At 65.9% G+C, this 19,076-nt stretch carries 20 protein-coding genes; 6 read left to right on the top strand and 14 right to left on the bottom strand.

Going from position 1 to position 19,076, the window contains the following annotated elements:
• Positions 1-72: 72 nt before the first annotated feature.
• Positions 73-1,056, bottom strand: a complete 984-nt coding sequence (locus tag AB6730_RS10335; protein WP_371023526.1) for a LysR family transcriptional regulator — start codon at positions 1,054-1,056, stop codon at positions 73-75.
• Between the two features lie 192 nt (positions 1,057-1,248).
• Here AB6730_RS10335 and AB6730_RS10330 point away from each other — a divergent pair, with 192 nt between their 5' ends.
• Genes AB6730_RS10330 through AB6730_RS10315 form a run of 4 tightly spaced genes read left to right on the top strand, consistent with a single transcriptional unit; the run spans position 1,249 to position 7,861 of the window.
• Positions 1,249-2,457 (top strand): efflux RND transporter periplasmic adaptor subunit, encoded by a 1,209-nt coding sequence (locus AB6730_RS10330; protein ID WP_371023525.1) that lies wholly within the window; start codon positions 1,249-1,251, stop codon positions 2,455-2,457.
• Between the two features lie 7 nt (positions 2,458-2,464).
• On the top strand, positions 2,465-5,656 hold the full coding sequence (locus AB6730_RS10325) for an efflux RND transporter permease subunit (RefSeq protein ID WP_371023524.1): 3,192 nt from the start codon (positions 2,465-2,467) through the stop codon (positions 5,654-5,656).
• A gap of 1 nt (position 5,657) precedes the next feature.
• Complete coding sequence (locus AB6730_RS10320) at positions 5,658-7,091, top strand: efflux transporter outer membrane subunit (RefSeq protein WP_371023523.1); 1,434 nt, start codon at positions 5,658-5,660, stop codon at positions 7,089-7,091.
• Positions 7,088-7,861: an SDR family NAD(P)-dependent oxidoreductase gene (locus tag AB6730_RS10315; protein WP_371023522.1), complete on the top strand. Its 774-nt coding sequence runs from the start codon at positions 7,088-7,090 to the stop codon at positions 7,859-7,861. The genes AB6730_RS10320 and AB6730_RS10315 overlap by 4 nt, the downstream gene beginning before the upstream one ends.
• Positions 7,862-7,871: 10 nt before the next feature.
• On the opposite strand, the gene AB6730_RS10310 is transcribed toward AB6730_RS10315, so the two are convergent.
• The 9 genes from AB6730_RS10310 to AB6730_RS10270 form a co-directional block, all read right to left on the bottom strand.
• A complete protein-coding gene (locus AB6730_RS10310; protein WP_371023521.1) occupies positions 7,872-8,912 on the bottom strand; it encodes an AI-2E family transporter in 1,041 nt (346 codons plus the stop codon).
• Between the two features lie 119 nt (positions 8,913-9,031).
• The gene (locus AB6730_RS10305; RefSeq protein WP_371023520.1) at positions 9,032-9,349 is read right to left on the bottom strand and encodes a hypothetical protein; all 318 of its coding nucleotides are present in this window, start codon (positions 9,347-9,349) and stop codon (positions 9,032-9,034) included.
• Positions 9,346-9,828 (bottom strand): ABC transporter ATP-binding protein, encoded by a 483-nt coding sequence (locus AB6730_RS10300; RefSeq protein ID WP_371023519.1) that lies wholly within the window; start codon positions 9,826-9,828, stop codon positions 9,346-9,348. The genes AB6730_RS10305 and AB6730_RS10300 overlap by 4 nt, the downstream gene beginning before the upstream one ends.
• A 26-nt stretch (positions 9,829-9,854) precedes the next feature.
• Complete coding sequence (locus AB6730_RS10295; protein ID WP_371023518.1) at positions 9,855-10,244, bottom strand: hypothetical protein; 390 nt, start codon at positions 10,242-10,244, stop codon at positions 9,855-9,857.
• Positions 10,245-10,302: 58 nt separating this feature from the next.
• Positions 10,303-10,461: a DUF1328 domain-containing protein gene (locus tag AB6730_RS10290; RefSeq protein WP_306848471.1), complete on the bottom strand. Its 159-nt coding sequence runs from the start codon at positions 10,459-10,461 to the stop codon at positions 10,303-10,305.
• Positions 10,462-10,574: 113 nt separating this feature from the next.
• On the bottom strand, positions 10,575-11,198 hold the full coding sequence (locus AB6730_RS10285; RefSeq protein ID WP_371023517.1) for a YbhB/YbcL family Raf kinase inhibitor-like protein: 624 nt from the start codon (positions 11,196-11,198) through the stop codon (positions 10,575-10,577).
• Between the two features lie 160 nt (positions 11,199-11,358).
• Entirely contained in the window at positions 11,359-12,360 is a 1,002-nt protein-coding gene (locus tag AB6730_RS10280; RefSeq protein WP_371023516.1) for a YheT family hydrolase, read from the bottom strand.
• Complete coding sequence (locus tag AB6730_RS10275; RefSeq protein ID WP_371023515.1) at positions 12,357-13,157, bottom strand: lysophospholipid acyltransferase family protein; 801 nt, start codon at positions 13,155-13,157, stop codon at positions 12,357-12,359. Before AB6730_RS10275 ends, AB6730_RS10280 begins: the two co-directional genes overlap by 4 nt.
• A gap of 83 nt (positions 13,158-13,240) precedes the next feature.
• Positions 13,241-13,720 (bottom strand): Lrp/AsnC family transcriptional regulator, encoded by a 480-nt coding sequence (locus AB6730_RS10270; RefSeq protein ID WP_371023514.1) that lies wholly within the window; start codon positions 13,718-13,720, stop codon positions 13,241-13,243.
• 138 nt (positions 13,721-13,858) lie between these two features.
• Here AB6730_RS10270 and phhA point away from each other — a divergent pair, with 138 nt between their 5' ends.
• Complete coding sequence (gene phhA / locus AB6730_RS10265) at positions 13,859-14,746, top strand: phenylalanine 4-monooxygenase (RefSeq protein WP_371023513.1); 888 nt, start codon at positions 13,859-13,861, stop codon at positions 14,744-14,746.
• Positions 14,747-14,815: 69 nt separating this feature from the next.
• Complete coding sequence (locus AB6730_RS10260) at positions 14,816-15,064, top strand: hypothetical protein (RefSeq protein WP_371023512.1); 249 nt, start codon at positions 14,816-14,818, stop codon at positions 15,062-15,064.
• 265 nt (positions 15,065-15,329) lie between these two features.
• Here the strand turns inward: AB6730_RS10260 and AB6730_RS10255 are convergent, their stop codons facing one another.
• The 4 genes from AB6730_RS10255 to AB6730_RS10240 all read right to left on the bottom strand — a co-directional run bounded on the left by AB6730_RS10255 (position 15,330) and on the right by AB6730_RS10240 (position 18,948).
• Positions 15,330-16,037: an SGNH/GDSL hydrolase family protein gene (locus AB6730_RS10255; protein ID WP_371023511.1), complete on the bottom strand. Its 708-nt coding sequence runs from the start codon at positions 16,035-16,037 to the stop codon at positions 15,330-15,332.
• Between the two features lie 18 nt (positions 16,038-16,055).
• Positions 16,056-16,757: an RES family NAD+ phosphorylase gene (locus AB6730_RS10250; protein ID WP_371023510.1), complete on the bottom strand. Its 702-nt coding sequence runs from the start codon at positions 16,755-16,757 to the stop codon at positions 16,056-16,058.
• A complete protein-coding gene (locus AB6730_RS10245) occupies positions 16,754-17,155 on the bottom strand; it encodes an antitoxin Xre/MbcA/ParS toxin-binding domain-containing protein (RefSeq protein WP_371023509.1) in 402 nt (133 codons plus the stop codon). Before AB6730_RS10245 ends, AB6730_RS10250 begins: the two co-directional genes overlap by 4 nt.
• Before the next feature lie 62 nt (positions 17,156-17,217).
• The gene (locus tag AB6730_RS10240) at positions 17,218-18,948 is read right to left on the bottom strand and encodes a DUF885 family protein (RefSeq protein WP_371023508.1); all 1,731 of its coding nucleotides are present in this window, start codon (positions 18,946-18,948) and stop codon (positions 17,218-17,220) included.
• Positions 18,949-19,076 lie beyond the last annotated feature (128 nt).

Below are 19,076 nucleotides of genomic sequence, written 5' to 3'. Positions count from 1 at the left end.
GCCCGGAGTGAAGCGCGCGGCGCGGTGAAGCGCCTGAAGTGCGTATGAAGATTTATGAAGCGCGGGCGGCGCCTAGGCGACCGCCGCGATTTCCAGTGGCTGCGACTTGCGCATGCGCGCCAGCTCCGCCTGTTGCTGTTGCACGAGCTTGCACTTCGGCTCGCTGGTGCGCTGGAACAACTCGCTGGTCCACTCGATGAAGGCTTGCACCCGCGCCGAGAGGTGACGCTTCTGCGGGTAGACGATCCACAGGTTCGATCCCGTGGAGATCGTGTCGGTCATGATGATCTCGAGCAAGCCCTTCTCCAGGGCGCTCGCCGCCAGGCAATGCGGCGCCTGGATGATGCCCAGGCCGGCGATGGCCGCCTGGATCACGGATTCGCCGTCATTGATGAGCATGTGCGCGTCGACGTCCACCGACACCCGGCCGCTCGGCGAATCGAACTGCCACTGGTAAGGCTTGCCCGTGCTCGGGTGGACGAAATTCACCGAGCGATGGTTCTTCAGGTCCTCGATCGAGGTCGGCATGCCGTGCCGCGCCAGATAGGACGGCGCGGCGCACAGGACGTTGCTGAAATGGCCGATCTTGCGTGCGATCAGGCTCGAATCGGCCAGCTCGCCCATCCGGATGGCGCAATCGAAGCCTTCCTCGTTCAGGTCGAACGGGAAGTCGCACATCGTCAGTTCGAGGCGGATATCGGGAAATTTGTGCTCGAACTCGGCGAGGTTCGGGATCAACGCCGCGCGCCCGACCGCCGACGATGCCGCCACGCGCAACTTGCCCGCCGGCTTGGTCTTGGCGTACCCGAGAGCCTCGGTGGCCTCGGTCAGGTCGGCCAAGATCTCCTTGCAACGCGCATAGAACGCGGCCCCATCGTCGCTCAACCTCAGCGAACGCGTCGACCGGAAGAACAGCCGGGCGCCGAGGCTTTCCTCCAGGCGCGAGATGGCCCGGCTGACTCCCGACGGGGTCATCTGCAGGTGTTGCGCAGCGGCGGAGAAGCTCTTGGCCTCCACCACGCGGACGAAAACGCTGATCGCGGAAAAGTCTTCCATCGCCGACTCCGGAGATTGCATTCGTGACTGAGCGTCACAGGCGGAATGATTGTAGACCCATTTTTCGCTTGACGAGCAAGACCTAGATTTCGCCACCTGCGACGGACCGACTTGACCTTAACCAACGTTGAGGTCGCACGCTGCGCGGCCGACGAAAGATCTTGCATCCCCCTAGACACTCCAGGACCCGTCATGAAGAAGAAAATCCTGTTCGGTTCGACCGCCCTGGCGGTCGCCGTCGCCTCGGCGATCTGGCTGAGCTCCGGTGGCACGCCCAGCCATGCCGCCGAGCCCGCCGCCGCGCCGCCGGCCCCCGAAGTGACCGTCGCCCAGGTCCTCCTGCGCCCCGTGTCGGACACCAACGCCTTCACCGGCCGGATCCAGGCGGTGGACACGATCCAGATCAAGCCGCGCGTCAGCGGCTACGTCGATTCGATCCACTTCCGCGAAGGCGCGACGGTGAAGAAGGGCGACCTGCTCTTCACCATCGACCCCCGCCCGTATCGCGCCGAGGTAGACCGCCTGGCGGCAAACCTCGCCCAGGCCAGGGCCGAAAGCAAGAACGCCGACGCCAACGCCGCCCGTGGCACCAAGCTGGTGGAACAGCACGCGGTGTCGCGCGAGGAAGCCGACCGCCTCGATACCGCCGCCGCCAGCGCCAAGGCCCAGGTGGCTTCCGTGCAGGCCGCGCTCGATAACGCCCGCCTCAACCTGTCGTTCACCGAAGTCCGCGCCCCCGTCGACGGCAAGGTCAGCAATGCCCAGATCACCCCGGGCAACCTGGTCACCCCCAGCGACACGCTGACCAGCGTGGTGACGGTCGACCCGATGTACGTCTACTTCGATGTCGACGAGCAGACCTTCCTGAAGCTGGACCGCCTGCGCCGGCAGAACGGCCGTGCGCCCGAAGTGGAAATGGGCCTCGCCGACGAGCAGGCCTATCCGCACGTCGGCAAGATCGACTTCGTCGACAACCAGGTGCGTGCCGGGGCCGGCACGATCCGCTTGCGCGCGGTATTCCCGAACGCGGACGGCGCCTACACCGCGGGTCTTTTCGCCCGCGTGCAGTTGCGTAGCGGCAACACCCAGCCACGCGCACTGATCGACGACAAGGCCGTGGGCACCGACCTCGGCAACAAGTTCGTCTACGTGGTGGGCAAGGACAAGAAGGTCGAGTACCGCCGCGTCGCCACGGGGGCGCTGGTGGATGGCCTGCGCGTGGTCGATTCGGGCCTCAACGCGGACGACGTGGTCGTCGTGAACGGCCTGCAGCGCGTGCGCCCGGGCGTGGAAGTGAATGCCAAGCGCGTGACGATGGCCTCGCTCGTACCGGACACCGCGCGCAATGTCGCGGCGGCGCGTCCGGCCGGCGTCGACAGCGTGGCGCAGAACCAGGACTGATTCCGCCATGAAAATCGCTCAATACTTCGTAGAACGCCCGATCCTCGCGGGCGTGCTATCGGTGCTGTTCCTGATCGCGGGCGGTATCGCCGTGTTCAAGCTGCCGATCAGCGAATACCCGGAGGTCGTCCCGCCGACCGTGGTGGTGAAGGCGACCTACCCGGGTGCGAACCCGAAGGTCATCGCCGAAACCGTCGCCACGCCGCTCGAAGAGCAGATCAACGGCGTGGAAGGCATGCTCTATACCTCCTCGCAGGCGACCAGCGACGGCACGATGACCCTCACGGTCACCTTCGCCCTCGGCACCGACCTCGACAACGCGCAGGTGCAGACGCAGAACCGCGTCGCCCAGGCCCTTCCGCGACTGCCGGAAGAAGTGCAACGCCTCGGTGTGACGACGACCAAGAGTTCGCCCGACCTGACCATGGTCGTGCATCTCACCTCGCCGGATAACCGGTACGACATGCTCTACCTGTCGAACTACGCCCGCACGCGCATCAAGGATCAGCTCGCCCGTCTCGACGGCGTGGGCGACGTCCAGTTGTTCGGCGCGGGCGAATACAGCATGCGTATCTGGATGAACCCGGAGAAGCTGGCCATCCGTAACCTCACCACGGGTGACGTGATCAAGGCGGTGCGTGAGCAGAACATCGAAGTCGCCGCCGGTGCGCTGAACGCGCCACCCGGTCCGAGTACGAATGCTTTCCAGGTCAACATCAATACGCGTGGCCGCCTCGTCACCGAGGACGACTTCCTCAATATCATCGTGCGTAGCGACCCTAGCGGCTCCGTCACGCACCTGCGAGATGTCGCCCGTGTCGAGCTGGGCTCGAACAACTATGCCCTGCGCAGCCTTCTGAACAACCGCGAAGCGGTGGCGATCCCGATCTTCCAGCGCCCGGGCTCGAACGCCATCGCCATTTCCGACGAGGTCAGGGCGGAGATGGCCCTGCTGAAGAAGGACTTCCCGCAAGGCGTCGACTACACCATCGTCTACGATCCCACGGTGTTCGTACGCGGCTCCATCGAAGCCGTCGTGCACACGCTGTTCGAGGCGATCATTCTCGTCGTGCTCGTGGTGATCCTGTTCCTGCAGACGTGGCGTGCGTCCATCATCCCACTCGTGGCCGTGCCGGTTTCACTCATCGGCACGTTCGCGGTGATGTACATGGTCGGGTTCTCGCTCAACGCGCTGTCCTTGTTCGGACTGGTGCTCGCCATCGGCATCGTCGTCGACGACGCGATCGTGGTCGTTGAGAACGTCGAGCGTCATATCGAGCATGGGCTCGATCCGAAGATGGCCACGCGCCAGGCCATGACCGAAGTGACAGGCCCTATCGTCGCGACGGCACTCGTGTTGTGCGCGGTGTTTGTCCCGGCCGCCTTCATCAGCGGTCTCACCGGCCAGTTCTATCGTCAGTTCGCCCTGACCATCGCCATTTCGACGGTGATCTCCGCCTTCAATTCGCTGACCCTCAGCCCCGCGCTCGCCGCGCTGCTGCTCAAGGGCCGCGATGAGCCGAAGGACAAGCTTACCGTCTGGATGGACCGGAGCCTCGGCTGGCTGTTCCGCCCGTTCAACCGCACGTTCGAACGCGCTTCGCATGGCTATGTCGGTGGCGTGCAGAAGATCCTGCGCTTCTCCGCCATGGTGCTGTTCATCTACGCCGGCCTTGTCGCCCTCGGTGTCTTCGGTTTCATGAGGACGCCGACGGGTTTCGTGCCGCCGCAGGACAAGCAGTACCTGGTCGCCTTCGCGCAGCTGCCCGATGCCGCCTCGCTCGACCGCACCGAAGCCGTGATCCGCCAGATGGGCGATATCGCCCTGAAGGACCCGGGTACCGCCAACGCCATCCAGTTCCCCGGACTGTCGATCAACGGCTTCACCAACAGTACCAACTCGGGCATCGTCTTCGTCGCGCTGAAGCCGTTCGAGGAACGCCGTTCGGCCGACCTCTCGGCGGATGCGATCGCTGCGCGCCTCAACGCCCAGTTCGCGTCGATCCAGGGTGCGTACATGGCGATCTTCCCGCCACCGCCGGTCAACGGCCTTGGCACGATCGGCGGTTTCCGCATGCAGATCGAAGACCGTGGCGACATGGGCTTCGAGGAACTCTACAAGCAGACCCAGGGCATCATCGCGGCGAGCCAGAAGACGCCGGAACTCGCGCACCTGTTCACCAGTTTCCAGGTGAGCGTGCCGCAGTTCGACGCCGACGTGGACCGCGAGAAGGCCAAGTCGGAAGGCATCGACCTGGGCGACGTGTTCCAGACGCTGCAGGCCTATCTCGGCTCGCTCTACGTGAACGACTTCAACCGCTTCGGCCGCACCTATCAGGTGAACGTGTCGGCGGAACCGTCCTTCCGTCACGAGCCGTCCGACGTGGTCGGTCTCAAGACCCGCAACGCCGCCGGCGACCTCGTGCCCCTCGGTTCCTTCCTCACCATGCGCCAGACCAACGGCCCGGACCGCGTGCAGCACTACAACGGTTATCCCACGGCCGAGATCAACGGCGGCGCGGCCCCGGGGTACAGCACGGGCCAGGCACAGGAAGCCATGGAGAAGCTGGTTACCTCGAGCCTGCCCAACGGCATGAGCTACGAGTGGACCGAACTGACCTACCAGCAGATCCTCGCCGGCAATACCGCGGTGCTGGTGTTCCCGCTGTCCGTGTTGCTGGTGTTCCTGGTGCTGGCGTCGCTGTACGAAAGCCTGAGCCTGCCGCTCGCGGTCATCCTGATCGTGCCGATGGTGCTGCTGTCCGCCATTGCCGGCGTCATCGCCACCGGTGGTGACAACAACATCTTCACCCAGATCGGCCTGATCGTGCTCGTGGGCCTGGCCTGCAAGAACGCGATCCTGATCGTGGAGTTCGCCCGCGAAGCGGAGATCGGTGGCATGAACCGCATCGATGCCGTGCTCGAGGCCGCGCGCCTGCGACTGCGCCCGATCCTGATGACCTCGTTCGCCTTCATCATGGGCGTGGTGCCGCTGGTGACCTCGCACGGCGCGGGTGCTGAGATGCGCCATGCGATGGGCGTGGCGGTGTTCTCCGGCATGCTCGGCGTGACCTTCTTCGGCCTGATCTTCACCCCGCTCTTCTACGTGCTGATCCGCGCGTGGAACGAGCGTTCGGAGGCACGCCGCCAGGCTCGCCGCGAACGCCGTCTCCTCGCCCATGCGGCCCGGGAGTCCTGATATGAAAATCGTTCTTCGCAGTACCGCGTTGTTCGCGGCCCTCGTCCTCGCCGGTTGCGCGAGCGTGGGCCCCGACTACCACGCGCCCAAGGAAGCGCCGGTGACCTTGCAGGGCGTCGACGCGACGCACCAGAACAACGGCGACGTGCAGGCACGCTGGTGGAAGCAGTTCGGCGACCCGACCCTCGACGCGCTGATCGTCCGCGCGGCGCAGGGCTCGCCGGACCTGAAGATCGCGGTGGCGCGCCTCAACCAGGCGCGTGCCGCGCTCGGCACGGCGAAATCGCAGCAGATCCCCGACATCGAAACCGGGGTGTCCTACCAGCGCAGTCGCCAGCAGCAGCCGGGCTTCAGCGACCAGCGCCAGACCGTCACGGCCTACCAGGCCGGCTTCGATGCGTCGTGGGAACTCGATCTCTTCGGCGGCATCCGCCGGTCGGTCGAGGCCGCACGCGCCGACGCCGCCGCCGGCGAGGCGTCGCTGCAAGATGCGCAGGTCACGTTGTTCGCCGAAGTGGCGCGCAACTATTTCGACCTGCGCGGCACGCAGCTGCGCATCGACGTGGCCAGGCGCGACATCGCCAACCAGCAGGACTCGCTGAAGGTGATCGCCGCCCGCGTCGAGGTCGGCACCGGGGCCGAGCAGGACCTCGCCAGCGCCAAGGCGCGGCTGGCTTCCGTGGAAGCGCAGTTGCCCGTGCTGGAGACCCAGGCCAGCGCCGACCAGTTCCGCATCGCGGTGCTGCTCGGTGCGCGTCCGGGCGAACTGGACATCGACCTCTCGCCGGCGACCTTCAAGCCCATCGACGTCAGCCTCGCCATCGGCGGTGCCGACGAGGTGCTGCAACGGCGCCCGGACATCCGCATCGCCGAGCGCGAGCTCGCCGCCGCGAACGCCCGCATCGGCGTGGCCAAGGCCGATTACTTCCCGCACATCACGCTGGGCGGATTCATCGGCTTCCTCGCCGGTCGCAGCAACGATTTCGGCGGTGCCGATTCGCGTGCGTGGTCGCTCGCCCCGAGCATCTCGTGGTCGGGCCTGAACGTGCAGCGCGTGCGGTCGGGCGTGAAGGGTGCGGAGGCGCGCGCCGACGAGGCACGCGCCAATTACGAGCGCACCGTCCTGGCGGCGCTCGAGGATGTCGACAATTCGCTGGTCGGTTTCAATCAGCAGCGCGAGCGCGTCGAGAAACTGGTGGTGCAGGCCACGGAAAGCCGTCGCGCGGCCGACCTGGCAAAGATCCGTTACGACGCCGGCCGCACCGATTACCTCGAACTGCTCGACGCCGAGCGCACCCAGCTTTCGGCGGAAGACCAGTTGGCCGAAGCCGAGGCCGCGATCAACACCCGCGCGGTGCAGTTGTACAAGGCGCTCGGCGGTGGTTGGCAGGCGTGTGGCGACAACGCGTGCAGCGAGGTTGCGAAGGTGCCATGAGTGCCGCCAAGGTTCATCGCCTGCCCGTGCAGGCGAAGCGCAGGAGCGCGATGGCGGTCGAGCCGCCACTCACCCAGCGCGTCGCGCTGGTGAGTGGCGCCAATCGCGGCATCGGGCTGGAGGTATCGCGCCAGCTCGCCTCGCTCGGGGTCACGGTGTTCATGGGCATGCGCGAACCCGGCAAGGGCGAGAAGGCCGCCCGCGCCATCCGTGAGCTCGGCGGCGATGCCTATGCGATCAAGCTCGATGTCACCCGCCAGGGCGACATCGAGCACGCGATCGCACACATCGACGGCCGCTTCGGCCGGCTCGATATCCTGATCAACAACGCGGGTGGCTATTACGATCCCGACGCGCGCACGTCGACACCGGACCTGGACGCGATACGCGGGGCGCTGGAAGTGAACCTGCTCGGCGCATGGTGCCTCACGGCGGCCACGTTGCCGCTGATGCACCGGCACGGCTACGGCCGTATCGTCAACGTGTCGAGCGAGTGCGCCGTACACGCCATGTGCAGCGACAAGGCCCCGGCGTATCGCATCTCGAAGGCCGCACTCAACGCGTACACGCAAGTCGCCGCCCGCGAAGTCGCCGGCAGCGGCATCCTCGTCAACGCCGTCTGTCCCGGCTGGACCGCCACCGCGCTCGGCGGCAGCGGCGGCCGGCCCGCCGCGGAAAGCGCCGAAGGCGTCGTATGGGCGGCCTTGCTGCCGGAACGGGAAGCGGCCACGGGCGAGTTCTTTCGCGACCGGGTGAAGATCGGCTGGTAGGCGGGCGAACTCAGCGCGAGATGATATGCGCGAACCACTGCCAGCCACGCAGCTTAGCGGTGATCAGCTTCACGCAGGTGAGCATCGGCACGGCCAGCAGTGCGCCGGGCACGCCCCAGAGCCATCCCCACACCAGCAGCCAGAGCAGGATCGCGACCGGGCTGAGCCGCGAACGGCGTCCCTGCAGCATCGGCGTGATCATGTTGCCTTCGACGGCCGTGATGCCCGCGAACGTGGCGGCGGGAAGCAAGGCGGGACCGAGTTCCTGGAAGTGCAGGGCACCGACGACGGCCAGCACGGATGTCGTGGTGATCGCGCCGACGTAGGGAATGAAGTTGGCGATCGTCGCCACGGTGCCCCATAGCAGCGGATCGGGCACGCCATAGAGGTAGAGCATGCCCGACGTGACCAGGCCGAGCGTGACATTGATCGCCGCCGTGAGCAGGAGGTAGCTCGACACCTCCACCTGGATGCTGCGCACGATGCTTACGGTGTGTCGCTTATAGGCGAAGGTGGGCGATATCTCGACCGCGCGCCGCAGGATCTCGTCGCCGTAGACGAGGAAGAAGAACACCAGCAAGGCGACCGTCAACACGCTCGCGAGTACCTTCGGTGCGCCCGCGAGGATATCCCACGCCGTGAAGGCGAAACTGTTGGGGCTCTGCGGCGCGTTGCGCACCACGGTGCCGCCGACCAGGTTCTGCGTCGCCCGGCTGGCGGCCTCGATCTGCTGGGTCAGCGGCTTGATCTTCGGTGCGAAGGCGCGCATCGCCGTCGGCGCCTCGTGGAACCAGTTGAGCGCGGGCTCCGAAAGCGTGGTCACGGCCGATACGAGGCCGAAGCCGAGCAGCAGCATCACCGTCACCGCCGACAACCAGCGTGGGATGCGCACGTGCGCCGCGGCGGCGACGATGGGATTGAGCGCGAGGCCGATGAACCCCGCGAGCACGAGCGGCACCAGCAACGATTTGCCGATGGCCACCGTATAGATCGCCGCCAGCAGGACGAGGCAGGTCAGCGAAATGCGGATCGCGCGGAGGTTGCGCGACATCCGCCGGCTGCTCCGGCCGCTGCCGGGCTTCCGGCGTGAGGGCACGGCGATCGTGGACACGGCCGCGCCCGGCGCCGCCGTCGAAGGGACCGGCGTGGGTAGTGGGCTGGGAAAGTCGCTCACGGCGCCTCTTCGGCCGCGTCCGCGACGTCGCCGGCCATCTCGCCGAGGAAACTTCCGGCGGCGATGGAAACGATCTTGCCGATGAGGTCGGCGCTACCCGCCGCCACGACGCCCGTGACACCGGGCACCGCGAGCGGGTTGAGCTTGACCTTGCTGAGCAGGAAACCCGAACCGGCGGCCATGCCGAGCACCGTGAGGGGGTGTTCATAGCCGCGCGCGATCAAGGCGGCGGCCGGTTCGACGGTTTCCCGCCGTGCCGCCGCGACCCGGGCCCGGGCGGCGGTGACTTTCGCCATGCTGCTGAAAATGCTCATGCCTGTTCTCCCGCCTGCTCGCTTTCCGCCTTGCCCTGCTTCGCGGCATCCCTTGCCAGCGTGGAGAGTTCGGCGCGCGTGGCGGGGAGCGTAAGCCAGTGCATGCCGCGGCGGAAGACGAGGATCGCGCCGACCAGCAGCACGAGTTGCAAGGCCGCCAGCACGGTCAATGCCCACGCCCAGGAACCGAACCACTGGGCCAGGCCCCAACCGGCCAAGGCCAGCAGGGTGAATCCCAGCGCCACAGCGAAGACGATGGCGGCCAGCCCCATGAAGAGCATCAAGACGATGCCGCTCCGGGCCAGGCCGATCTCCGCGCCGAGCAGCTTCAACTGCGCGGCGAAGAGCTTCTTCAGCCCCGCGCCCAGGCGGCGGACATCCGCCACCCAGGCGGGCATGGCCAGCTTGGGACCGGCTGCCGCATCCGCCGGCGCCGTTCCGTCCGCGTCGTCTTGCCCCGAGGGGCCGTCTTCCAGCATGTGTCGCGCCCCTGGGGAGGAAAGGATCAGTTGCGCAGGATACGGCCGGCCAGCCAACCCGCGGCCAGGGCCAGGGCGATGGACTGCACGGGTTTCTCGCGGACGTATTCGCGGGCCGTGTCCAGCCAGTCGTTCGCGGTCTCCACGGCCTCGCCATAGGCTTCCTTGCCGCGCAGCTTGGCTTCCTCGGCCTTTTCAGCCGCGCGCGTGGCGCCATGGGCGGCCTTGTCGGTGGCGTTGTGCAGCGTGTTCTCCACCTTGTCGGCGGCACGGTCGACCACTTCCTTGGTCCGGTCGACGGCTTCGGAGGTGGCCTGCTTCACTCGCTCGGCGCGTGCGTCGATGCGCTCGGCGGCCGAAACGGTGTTCGCGGCGGCGGTCGCGGCGTTGGCGACGGGGTCGGCAGGTTTGTTCATTTGACGGTCTCCGGGACTGGGATCGAACAAGGTACGGCAAAAAGGGTGACGCCGTGGTCTATACGTTACGGCCGCGGAAGAAGGAGATGATCGCCAGGATCAGGAAGATCACGAAGAGGATCTTCGCGATGCCGGCCGCCGTGCCCGCGATGCCGCCGAAGCCGAACACGGCCGCGATGATCGCGATGACGAGGAAGACGAGGGCGTAGTGCAACATGGTGGTTTCTCCGTGGGTAGCGCGGGACCATTTAGTCCCGCGCGCCGCGCATGCCGCGTGAAGCCCGCAGGCCTCGCTCAATAGGCATTCAGCCAGTGTCCTTCACTTCGTCCTCACGCCTTGACCTTCGGGTTCAGCGAATAGGTTCCGGTGATCGTCGCCTGGTCCACGACGTGGCCTTCGATCACGTCGCGGAACTCGGCCAGTGAAAAGCCGGTTTCCAGCGGTACGTTCTCCACGTCCAAGGCATAGACGTGGAAGTGGTAATGGTGCGGGATGGTGTCGTTCCACGGCGGACACGGGCCATCGTAGCCATGGTAGTGGCCTTCCATGTCGCGATCGCCCTTGAACCAGCCCGTGTAGTCGTTGAGGCCCTGCACCGAGCCTGGCGGGCCCACCGGATCTTTCTTTCCACGGGGCACGATGCCCTCGCCGCAGGCGCCTTCGCCCAGCTCACGGCATTCCAGGGGAATGTTGGCCATCAGCCAGTGCACGAATTCCACGCGGGGCAGGTCGCGGCGCACTTCACGGCCCTCGACGTTCACGTCGTCCGGCTTGGAGGGCACGTCGGTATCGATCACGGCGATGGCGAACGAGCGCGCGCCGGCCGGTACCTCGGTCCAGGCCAGATGCGGCGTGACGTTACCGGCTGGCTTGATGGGGTCGCCGACTTCCATGAAGGCGAAGTTCGGGGGAATGGGCTTGCCGTTCTGGATGCTGTCGCTATTGAGGCGCATGGGGACTCCTTATGGCTTCTTAATAGGTCACGCGATAGATGGCACCGTTGTCGTCATCGCTGATCAGCAGGTCCACGAACCGTGCTCGGCGACGATGAGGGCCCCCAGCTTAAGCACGGGCGGCGTGAACTCCTCGCAATTCTTGCCAGGCGTGGAAGGTTCAACGAGCGATGGCGTCGAAACGGGCCGCGATGTAGTCGTCGGTGAAACTGGTCATGCTGAAATCGCGGATGAAACCGCAATGACCACCATGGGTCGCGATGTCCAGCTCGATGTTCGGTGGCACGCGCAACTGGTCGAACGCGCCGACCGGAATCACGGGATCGTCGCGGGAGGTGAGGATGGTCGCCGGCAGGTGCAGGTCCATCAGCCGGTCGCCGGCCACGGAATAACCATCGAGGTAGGCCTCGAGCGAACCGAAGTCGGTGTGCCGCAGCACCAGCGAACGGGTGAGGTCGCGCATGTTCTGGCGCAGTTCCTCGAGTTCGAAGTACGTCGCGTGCGGAAACGCCTGCTGCTTGAGTTGCAACGAGCGGCGCCACTTGCGCATGAAATAGGCCTGGTAGAACCAGGGCGCTTCGCTCTCCAGGGAGAACAGGCCTTCGCTGGGGTCGATGATCGGGCAGACGGCCAGCACGTAATCCAGCGAGACACCCTGGCTGGGCGCCAGCATGCCGGCGCGCAGCGCGAAGTTGCCACCCAGGGAAAATCCGGCCACGCCCACGGCTTTCGCCGGGAACATCCTGACGATCTCACCGAGGGCGGTCACCACCTCGTCGATGCGGCAGGAATGGAAGAGGGCTTCATTGAGGCCGTGGCTGTCACCGTGGTCGCGGAAATTCAGGCGGAAGACATCCCAGCCTTCCTCGAGCAAGCGGCTGCCCGTCTGCAAGACGTACGTGGAATCGACGCTGCCCTCCCAGCCATGGAACAGGATGGCCAGGCCACGCGACTCACGACCCGTGCGTTGCGCGGTGAAACGGCCACTCAATCGGTCGCCGCGACCGACGTCGATCAGCACCTCCTGCGCGTTCTCCTGCACCTGGTGCGCCCGTTTCGGCAGCAGGCGGCGGCGGATGCCGCTGGAGGAAAGCATGGTCTGGATGTGTCCGCTGCGCAGCGGCCACGGCGGCAGGAAGTCGGAGCCCTGCGGCAGGCTCATGCCGGGGTATCGGTATCCAGGGCCTGCGCGATGCGTTCGCGCGAGGCCTCCGCCATGCGGCGACGTCCGTCGGCCGAGACCGGGACCGGCTCGAGGAAATGCACTTCCACGTCGAGCGGAGGCTCGCCCAGCAAGCGCAGGAAATTGCCCATGAAGCTCTCGCCTTCGCGGAACCCGGCATCGATCAGCCGTTTGCCGTGACGGGCGAACCGCAGGGCCACCGGCTGCACCGGCACACCGGCGTCGAGGGCGGCCTGGAAGATGCGTGCATGGAACACGCGCAGCACGCCGTTGTGGCCCGTGCCACCCTCGGGGAACACCGCCACGGAGCGTCCTTCGCGCAGGCGCTCCACCATCGAGGCCATGACCGAGGCCAGCGAGTGGTTACTGCCCCGGCGGTGGAAGATGGTGCCGCCGCGCGCGGCCATCCAGCCGACCAGGGGCCAGCTGGCGATCTCGGCCTTGGCGACGAAGCAAGCGGCGCGCTGCGAATGAAGCAGTTCGATGTCCAGCCACGACGTATGGTTGGCCACGAAGAGCACCGGGTCGGGCAAGGGCTGGCCGAAGCGCCGGCTTCGGAACCCGAACACGCGCAACAGCAGGGTCGACCACATGCGGATGGTTCGGTGGGCCAGCGGCTCGCGCCCGTTCTTCATCACCCCGCCTGCCCAGCTCAGGATCAACGCGCAGATGACGATGCCGAACAGGACATGGAGCACCAGCAACGGCACTCGCCACACATAGCGCAGCGGACGCAGTCGGTCGCGTGGGGTCGGGTTGGCGGAGGCGGCTTCCATCGAGCGCACAAGATTAACGATGGGCGGTCGCTGCCGCTAGGGGAAGTTGTCTTTATTGTTGAGACACCTGGGCTTGCGCCGCGCTAAGTGCGGACATTCCCGAGGGGAAGGGCCGTGGAAGCCTTCACCGTGCGCAGGACGAAGCTGGTATTGACGTCCGCCACGCCCGCCGCGTTCAACAGGCGATCGAGCAGGAACCGGGAAAATCCGTCCAGGTCGGCCACGTATACCTGGAGCAGGTAATCCATGTCCCCGGTCAACGCGTAGCAGGACACCACCTCATCCCATTCGGCCACTCGCTCGGTGAAGGAATCGATGGCCTCGGACTCGTGCCGGCTCAGCTGTACGCGGACGAAGGCTTGCAAGCCCAGGCCCAGCGAACGTGGTTCCAGCCGCGCGCCGTAGCCGGCGATGACGCCGTCGGCCTCCAGCTTCTGCACGCGGCGCAGGCAGGCCGACGGGGAAAGGTTCACCTCGGTGGCTAACTCGGCGTTGCTGATCCTGCCGTTCGCTTGCAGCGCGGCGAGGAGCCGGAGGTCGGTACGATCCAGGTTGGTTTGCACGATTCTTCCGCCATATGGCTTACATTCAACAGATCATTGCACATACGGGCTGCTTTCACGCAACAAGGCAAGCCTATTGCGCATCCTCCTCGCTATGCTGTTGCTCAACGACCACCCACAGCCCCAAGGAGGCCCGCCATGGACACCCCCCGTCGCGTCGAACACCAGCAGACCGACCGCGGATACGTGCCCGTCTATGCGACCGGCACCGTGGAGCAGCCGTGGGCAAGCTACTCGAAGATCGACCACGAGGTGTGGGACACCCTGTACCGCCGCCAGCGTGAGCTGCTGCCGGCCTATGCCTGCCAGGAATTCCTCGACGGCGTCGACCGCTTCGGCCTGGGCGATGGCGGCATTCCCCGCTTCGACGAGTTGAACAAGGTGCTCGGCAAGGCCACCGGCTGGGAAGTGGTCGGCGTGGAGGGCCTTTTGCCGGACGAGGTCTTCTTCGACCATCTCGCCAATCGCCGTTTCCCGGTGAGCTGGTGGATCCGCAAGCCCGACCAGCTGGACTACCTGGCGGAGCCGGACCTTTTTCACGACCTGTTCGGCCACGTGCCTCTCCTGCTCAATCCTGTGTTCGCCGACTACATGCAGGCCTACGGGAAGGGCGGCATGAAGGCCCATGCCATCGGCCCGGACGCGCTGATGAACCTCACGCGCCTCTACTGGTACACGGTGGAGTTCGGCCTGATCCGGACCGACGCGGGGCTGCGCATCTACGGCGCGGGCATCGTCAGTTCGAAGGGCGAGTCCATTTATTCGATCGATTCGCCGGCGCCGAACCGGATCGGGTTCGACCTGGAGCGGGTCATGAATACCCGGTACAAGATCGACACCTACCAGCAGACCTACTTCGTGATCGACGACTTCGAGCAACTGTTCGACGCGACTCGCCCGGACTTCACCCCGATCTACGCGAAGCTCGCGGGCGGGACACCCGTGGCGGCGGGGGACGTGCTGGCGACGGACAAGGTGTATCAGCGCGGCACGCGCGAAGGCTTCGTTTCCGGCGGAGACAACTGAAACTCAACGACGGCCTAACGAATGGGTCTCTACGATGGACCCAACTCCATTGAACAGGGTGGGTCCATCGTGGTCGTCTTCGACATTCCGTTCGAGTCCGTCGGTCCCGGTCTTTGGCTGCTGCAGAAAAACGAGTCCGAGTACGGGGAATTCTGCTCACGCGATGACGCGCTCGAATGCGCCCTGCAGGAGGCGCGCCGCATCGAGGCCGCCAACGCGGCATCGGACATCGTGCTGAACATCGAAGGTAACGACGGCGTGTGGCGGGCGTTCGATACGTCGATTCGCCCCTATGCGACGCGGGTGCATCACGTCTGACGACGACCTGAAAGGTCGGCTCCCACAAGGGCAGCAAGGGCGGGTTGGCCGAAAGGCTGGCCCGCCTTTTTTCTTTGGTGACAAAAATCAGACAAAATAAAACCCCGGCAGCCAGGGGAGGAGCTGCCGGGGTCGCGTCGGGTCCAGGCTATCAGGGGAAATAGCGGGACCCGGGACAACTGGCGAATCAATCGCGCCTGTTGCCAACAGGTCGCCTCTCGGCGATCGAATACTTAGATAAGGGCGGAGCCGTGAAGTTCCCGTATCACTTCATGGCTGCGTTTGGGTCCCGTTTAACTTCGGCCGCTGCAGCGTGCTCCGCCAACCATGGGCGCACCTGCGCGACCCACAGCGCATAGCCTTTCGGATTCATGTGCAGGCCATCGCCGACGAAGAGTTCCTGCTTCGGCTGTCCGTTCGTGTCCAGCATCGCCGGTGCCACGTCGAGGAAGGCGACGCCCTTCTGCGCCATCGACCAGTCACGGATCAGCGCGTTCGCCCTTTCGATATTCGACAGCAGGTTCAGGCGGGCCACGCTGGGCTTGATCGAGATGAAAGCGATCGGTACCTCCGGCTGGTCCTGGCGTACCTTGGCCACGAACGCGGCGAAGTCATCGCGGACCTGTTCCGGCGTGTCGCCGTTCTGCAGGTCGTTGTCCCCCGCATAGATCACGATCGCCACCGGGTGATACGGCTTGACGATGCGATCGGCGAAAGCGGTGGCGTCGTCGAGGTCGGAACCACCGAAACCCCGGTTGATGAGGCGGTACTCCGGAAAGTCGGCCGCCAGGCTCGTCCACAGGCGGATCGAGGAACTGCCGACGAACAACACGGCGTTCGCCGGCGGGGGCGTGCTCCGGTCCGCGGCCTCGAAAGCCTGGATGTCGTGTTCCCACTGGCTGTGGTCCGGCCCCTTGGCATGGGCGGCGAAGGAAAGGGCGAGCAGGGTGAGGAGGAGCGTCAGGCGTTTCATCCCACGCACCGTAACCTCTTACAGACGCTGGGGTAAACCCTGCCGCTCGACGGGCGTCACCTTGAGCACCGCTTCGATGCGGTTGCCGTTCCAGCGGTAGATGAAGTGTTCGGCCTGCACGCAGGGAGCGACGAGGTCGGGATAGAACACCGCGACGCATTCGCCACCGGCATGGCGAGCGCTGTCGTAGACGATGCCATTGGAGCCCTGCCCGCGCAGCGTCCGCGCCAGCTTCACGCTGGCCGCGTAGGAATCGGGATCGTGCTCGGCGGGCCAGCCACCGCGGATGTCATGGAAGCGGCCCGAGATGGCGGTCTTGTAGCAGCGCACCTGCACGTCGGTGGGCGGCTCGTGCGTGGCGGCGAGGAAGGCCTCGCGGTGGAAGACGGTTTCCTCGATCGCCGTCGGCACGCTGTGCGCGGCGTAGAACACGCCCCAATGGCCATCGCTGAACCGGCTTCCTTCGGGCGGGATATGGGTGAAAGCGGCCATGATCGGAGAGGTGCCGGGGCCGGAGACGCGGCGTTCCGGCGGCGTCAGCCGAAGCGCGCCCATCTCCTCGCGCAGGCGCGGGTTGGTCAGCGATTCGACGGCCATGACCGCGTCGATGTCCTTCGGCTCGGCGATGCGATCGAACAGGCCTACAGGGGGGAACCGGCTGGGCACGATCCGGTAGGCCTGGCTCCAGCGAATCCGGCGGAGCGGTGGCGCCGGGCTCATCCGTTCCAGCCGCGTTGGGCGTCCAGGTATTGGCGGACGACGTAGAGGTCGGCGACGTTGCCGGAGAGCATCCGCTCCAGGGCCGAATGGCCGCCGAAGAGCGGCGCGTCGTTCGGCTTGCGTACCCAGGCATCGGCCTGGGCCGGATCGGGGAAGAGGATCTGCAGGTCTTTCCAGATGCCGAGCAGGTAGCTGATCCGCTCGATCACGTCGCGCGAGAGCGCGCCGTCCTGCTGCTTCTTCCATTTGAAATAGGTGGATTCCGGCGGCTCGCCGAGCAGGGTCCGCTGCTCGGCGGCGCGTAATTTCCATCGCTCCGCGAGGGCGAAGAAGGCGCGGAGGGCGGGACCGCCAAGGTCTCCGGCGTGGATCGGTTCGGCGTGGATGGCTGGTTGCATCGTGGCTTTACCTGTGGAGTTGTGATGCAGTGTACTCTACTTATGGAGAAATTGGAGTAGGCCTATGACTTCCTCGACGCGATCCAGGCATCCACATGCTGTTCGAGCACCGGCAATGGCACGGAGCCCAGCGCCAGCACGGTGTCATGGAAGGCGCGCAGGTCGAATTTCTCACCCAGCTGCTTCTCGGCGCGCTCGCGCAATTCGCGAATCTTCAGGTAGCCCAGTTCGTACGACAGGGCCTGGCCCGGCCAGCTGATATACCGGTCCACCTCGTTGGCGATCTCGCGATCGCTCAGCGCCGTGTTCTGCGTGAGGTAATCGATCGCCTGCTGGCGCGTCCAGCCCAGGTGGTGGATACCGGTGTCCACGACCAGGCGGCAGGCACGCCACATCTGGTAGGTGAGATAGCCGAAGTGCTCATAGGGCGTGTGGTAGATGCCCATTTCCTCGCCCAGGTACTCCGAATACAGCGCCCAGCCTTCGCCATAGGCGGAGATGTAGCCGTCGCGGCGGAACGGCGGCAGGCCTTGCTGCTCCGCCGAAAGCGCCAGCTGGAGGGCATGGCCGGGCATGGATTCGTGAAGCGTCAGTGCGGGCATGTTGAACAGCGGTCGCGACGGCAGGTCGTAGGTGTTCACCAGATAGACGTCCGCGCCACCCCGGCCGGAGGTGTAGTAAGGCGCGATGTCGGCGGGCACCGGTTCGATCGCGAAGCGCTGTCGTGGCAGCAAGCCGAAGTACTTGCCCAGCTTCGCATCGACCTGCTTGGCAACCCACGCGGTGCGCATCAGCAGCTCGTCGGGCGTCTTCGCATAGAACCGCGGGTCGGTGCGCAGGAAGGTGAGGAAGGCAGGAAAGTCACCCTTGAAGCCGGTCTCCTTCATCGTCTCCAGCATGTCCGCATGGAGTCGGGCGACTTCGCGCAGGCCGATCGCGTGGATCTCGTCGGGCGAGAGGTCGAGCGTGGTGTACTCGTGGATCTGCTGGCGATAGTAGGCCTTGCCATCGGGTAACGATTCGGCGGCCAGCGTCGGCCGCGCCCTGGGCACGTACTCGTTGCGGAAGAAGGTCAGCAGGCGTCCGTAGGCCGGGATCACGCCCTCGGCGATCGCCTTGCGCGCGTCGGTGCGCAAGGCTTCGGCATCGGCCGCCGGGAGGTTCTTCGGCATCGCCTTGAACGGCTTGTACAGGGCGCTGTCTTCGGGACTCTTCAGCTCCGCCACCGCGGCGATCGAGACGTCGCGGCCACCGAGTACCTCGCGCGGCACGGTGAATCCCCGTGCCAGGCCCAGGCGCATGTTCGCGATTTCCTGGTCCATGTACGCGGGAATCTGGTGCAGGCGCTCGATGTAGTGACGGTAGTCGTCGCGCGTGCGCAGGTCGTCGCCGTGCAGCACATAGGAGATATCGGACCAGAAGGCGGAGTCGCTGTTGAAGGGCATCTGCCACTGCGCGAAACGCTGCGCGGCGGCGAGGTTGCCGATCTGTTCGCGGTAGACGGCGTAGTCGACGCGGACGGTCCCGCTCAGCGACTTCGGATCGATGCGGTCGAGTTGCGCCAGCACGTCGTTCCAGTAGGCGAGCCGCTTGGCCTGGCTCGCCGCGTCCACCGTATCGAGCCGTCCGTCACCTGGCTGCGCCTCGCCCGAGGTGAGGATGCCCGCCTGGCCGTTACGCCATGTCCATTCCTTGGTGTAGATGGCCTTGAACGCGTCGTCGGCCGGCGGAGCGGCATGGGCGGTACCGGCGAACAGTCCGGCGAAGGCGATGGCTCGGATCCAGGGGGACATGCGGGCTCCGTGGGTGCGGGGAAAACCCCGATCATCGCACGGCTTTATTCAGGCTCGGCTTCGCCCTCGCGTTCGTTGTGTGCGGTGTGGCGGGGGAGCTGCCGGGCGCCACCCTCGGCGCGACAGGC

The organism is Luteibacter sp. RCC_6_2 (genome assembly GCF_041360655.1).
Classification (GTDB): Bacteria; Pseudomonadota; Gammaproteobacteria; order Xanthomonadales; family Rhodanobacteraceae; genus Luteibacter.
Note: the sequence above shows the minus strand (reverse complement) of the source record. Positions and strands in the feature narration are given on the sequence as shown.

Excerpts from the sequence above, each read along its gene's own strand:
- AB6730_RS10335 (WP_371023526.1), bottom strand. The coding sequence starts at position 1,056 with ATGGAAGACTTTTCCGCGATCAGCGTTTTCGTCCGCGTGGTGGAGGCC.
- AB6730_RS10330 (WP_371023525.1), top strand. The coding sequence starts at position 1,249 with ATGAAGAAGAAAATCCTGTTCGGTTCGACCGCCCTGGCGGTCGCCGTC.
- AB6730_RS10325 (WP_371023524.1), top strand. The coding sequence starts at position 2,465 with ATGAAAATCGCTCAATACTTCGTAGAACGCCCGATCCTCGCGGGCGTG.
- AB6730_RS10320 (WP_371023523.1), top strand. The coding sequence starts at position 5,658 with ATGAAAATCGTTCTTCGCAGTACCGCGTTGTTCGCGGCCCTCGTCCTC.
- AB6730_RS10315 (WP_371023522.1), top strand. The coding sequence starts at position 7,088 with ATGAGTGCCGCCAAGGTTCATCGCCTGCCCGTGCAGGCGAAGCGCAGG.
- AB6730_RS10310 (WP_371023521.1), bottom strand. The coding sequence starts at position 8,912 with ATGTCGCGCAACCTCCGCGCGATCCGCATTTCGCTGACCTGCCTCGTC.
- AB6730_RS10305 (WP_371023520.1), bottom strand. The coding sequence starts at position 9,349 with ATGAGCATTTTCAGCAGCATGGCGAAAGTCACCGCCGCCCGGGCCCGG.
- AB6730_RS10300 (WP_371023519.1), bottom strand. The coding sequence starts at position 9,828 with ATGCTGGAAGACGGCCCCTCGGGGCAAGACGACGCGGACGGAACGGCG.
- AB6730_RS10295 (WP_371023518.1), bottom strand. The coding sequence starts at position 10,244 with ATGAACAAACCTGCCGACCCCGTCGCCAACGCCGCGACCGCCGCCGCG.
- AB6730_RS10290 (WP_306848471.1), bottom strand. The coding sequence starts at position 10,461 with ATGTTGCACTACGCCCTCGTCTTCCTCGTCATCGCGATCATCGCGGCC.
- AB6730_RS10285 (WP_371023517.1), bottom strand. The coding sequence starts at position 11,198 with ATGCGCCTCAATAGCGACAGCATCCAGAACGGCAAGCCCATTCCCCCG.
- AB6730_RS10280 (WP_371023516.1), bottom strand. The coding sequence starts at position 12,360 with ATGAGCCTGCCGCAGGGCTCCGACTTCCTGCCGCCGTGGCCGCTGCGC.
- AB6730_RS10275 (WP_371023515.1), bottom strand. The coding sequence starts at position 13,157 with ATGGAAGCCGCCTCCGCCAACCCGACCCCACGCGACCGACTGCGTCCG.
- phhA (WP_371023513.1), top strand. The coding sequence starts at position 13,859 with ATGGACACCCCCCGTCGCGTCGAACACCAGCAGACCGACCGCGGATAC.
- AB6730_RS10255 (WP_371023511.1), bottom strand. The coding sequence starts at position 16,037 with ATGAAACGCCTGACGCTCCTCCTCACCCTGCTCGCCCTTTCCTTCGCC.
- AB6730_RS10250 (WP_371023510.1), bottom strand. The coding sequence starts at position 16,757 with ATGAGCCCGGCGCCACCGCTCCGCCGGATTCGCTGGAGCCAGGCCTAC.
- AB6730_RS10245 (WP_371023509.1), bottom strand. The coding sequence starts at position 17,155 with ATGCAACCAGCCATCCACGCCGAACCGATCCACGCCGGAGACCTTGGC.
- AB6730_RS10240 (WP_371023508.1), bottom strand. The coding sequence starts at position 18,948 with ATGTCCCCCTGGATCCGAGCCATCGCCTTCGCCGGACTGTTCGCCGGT.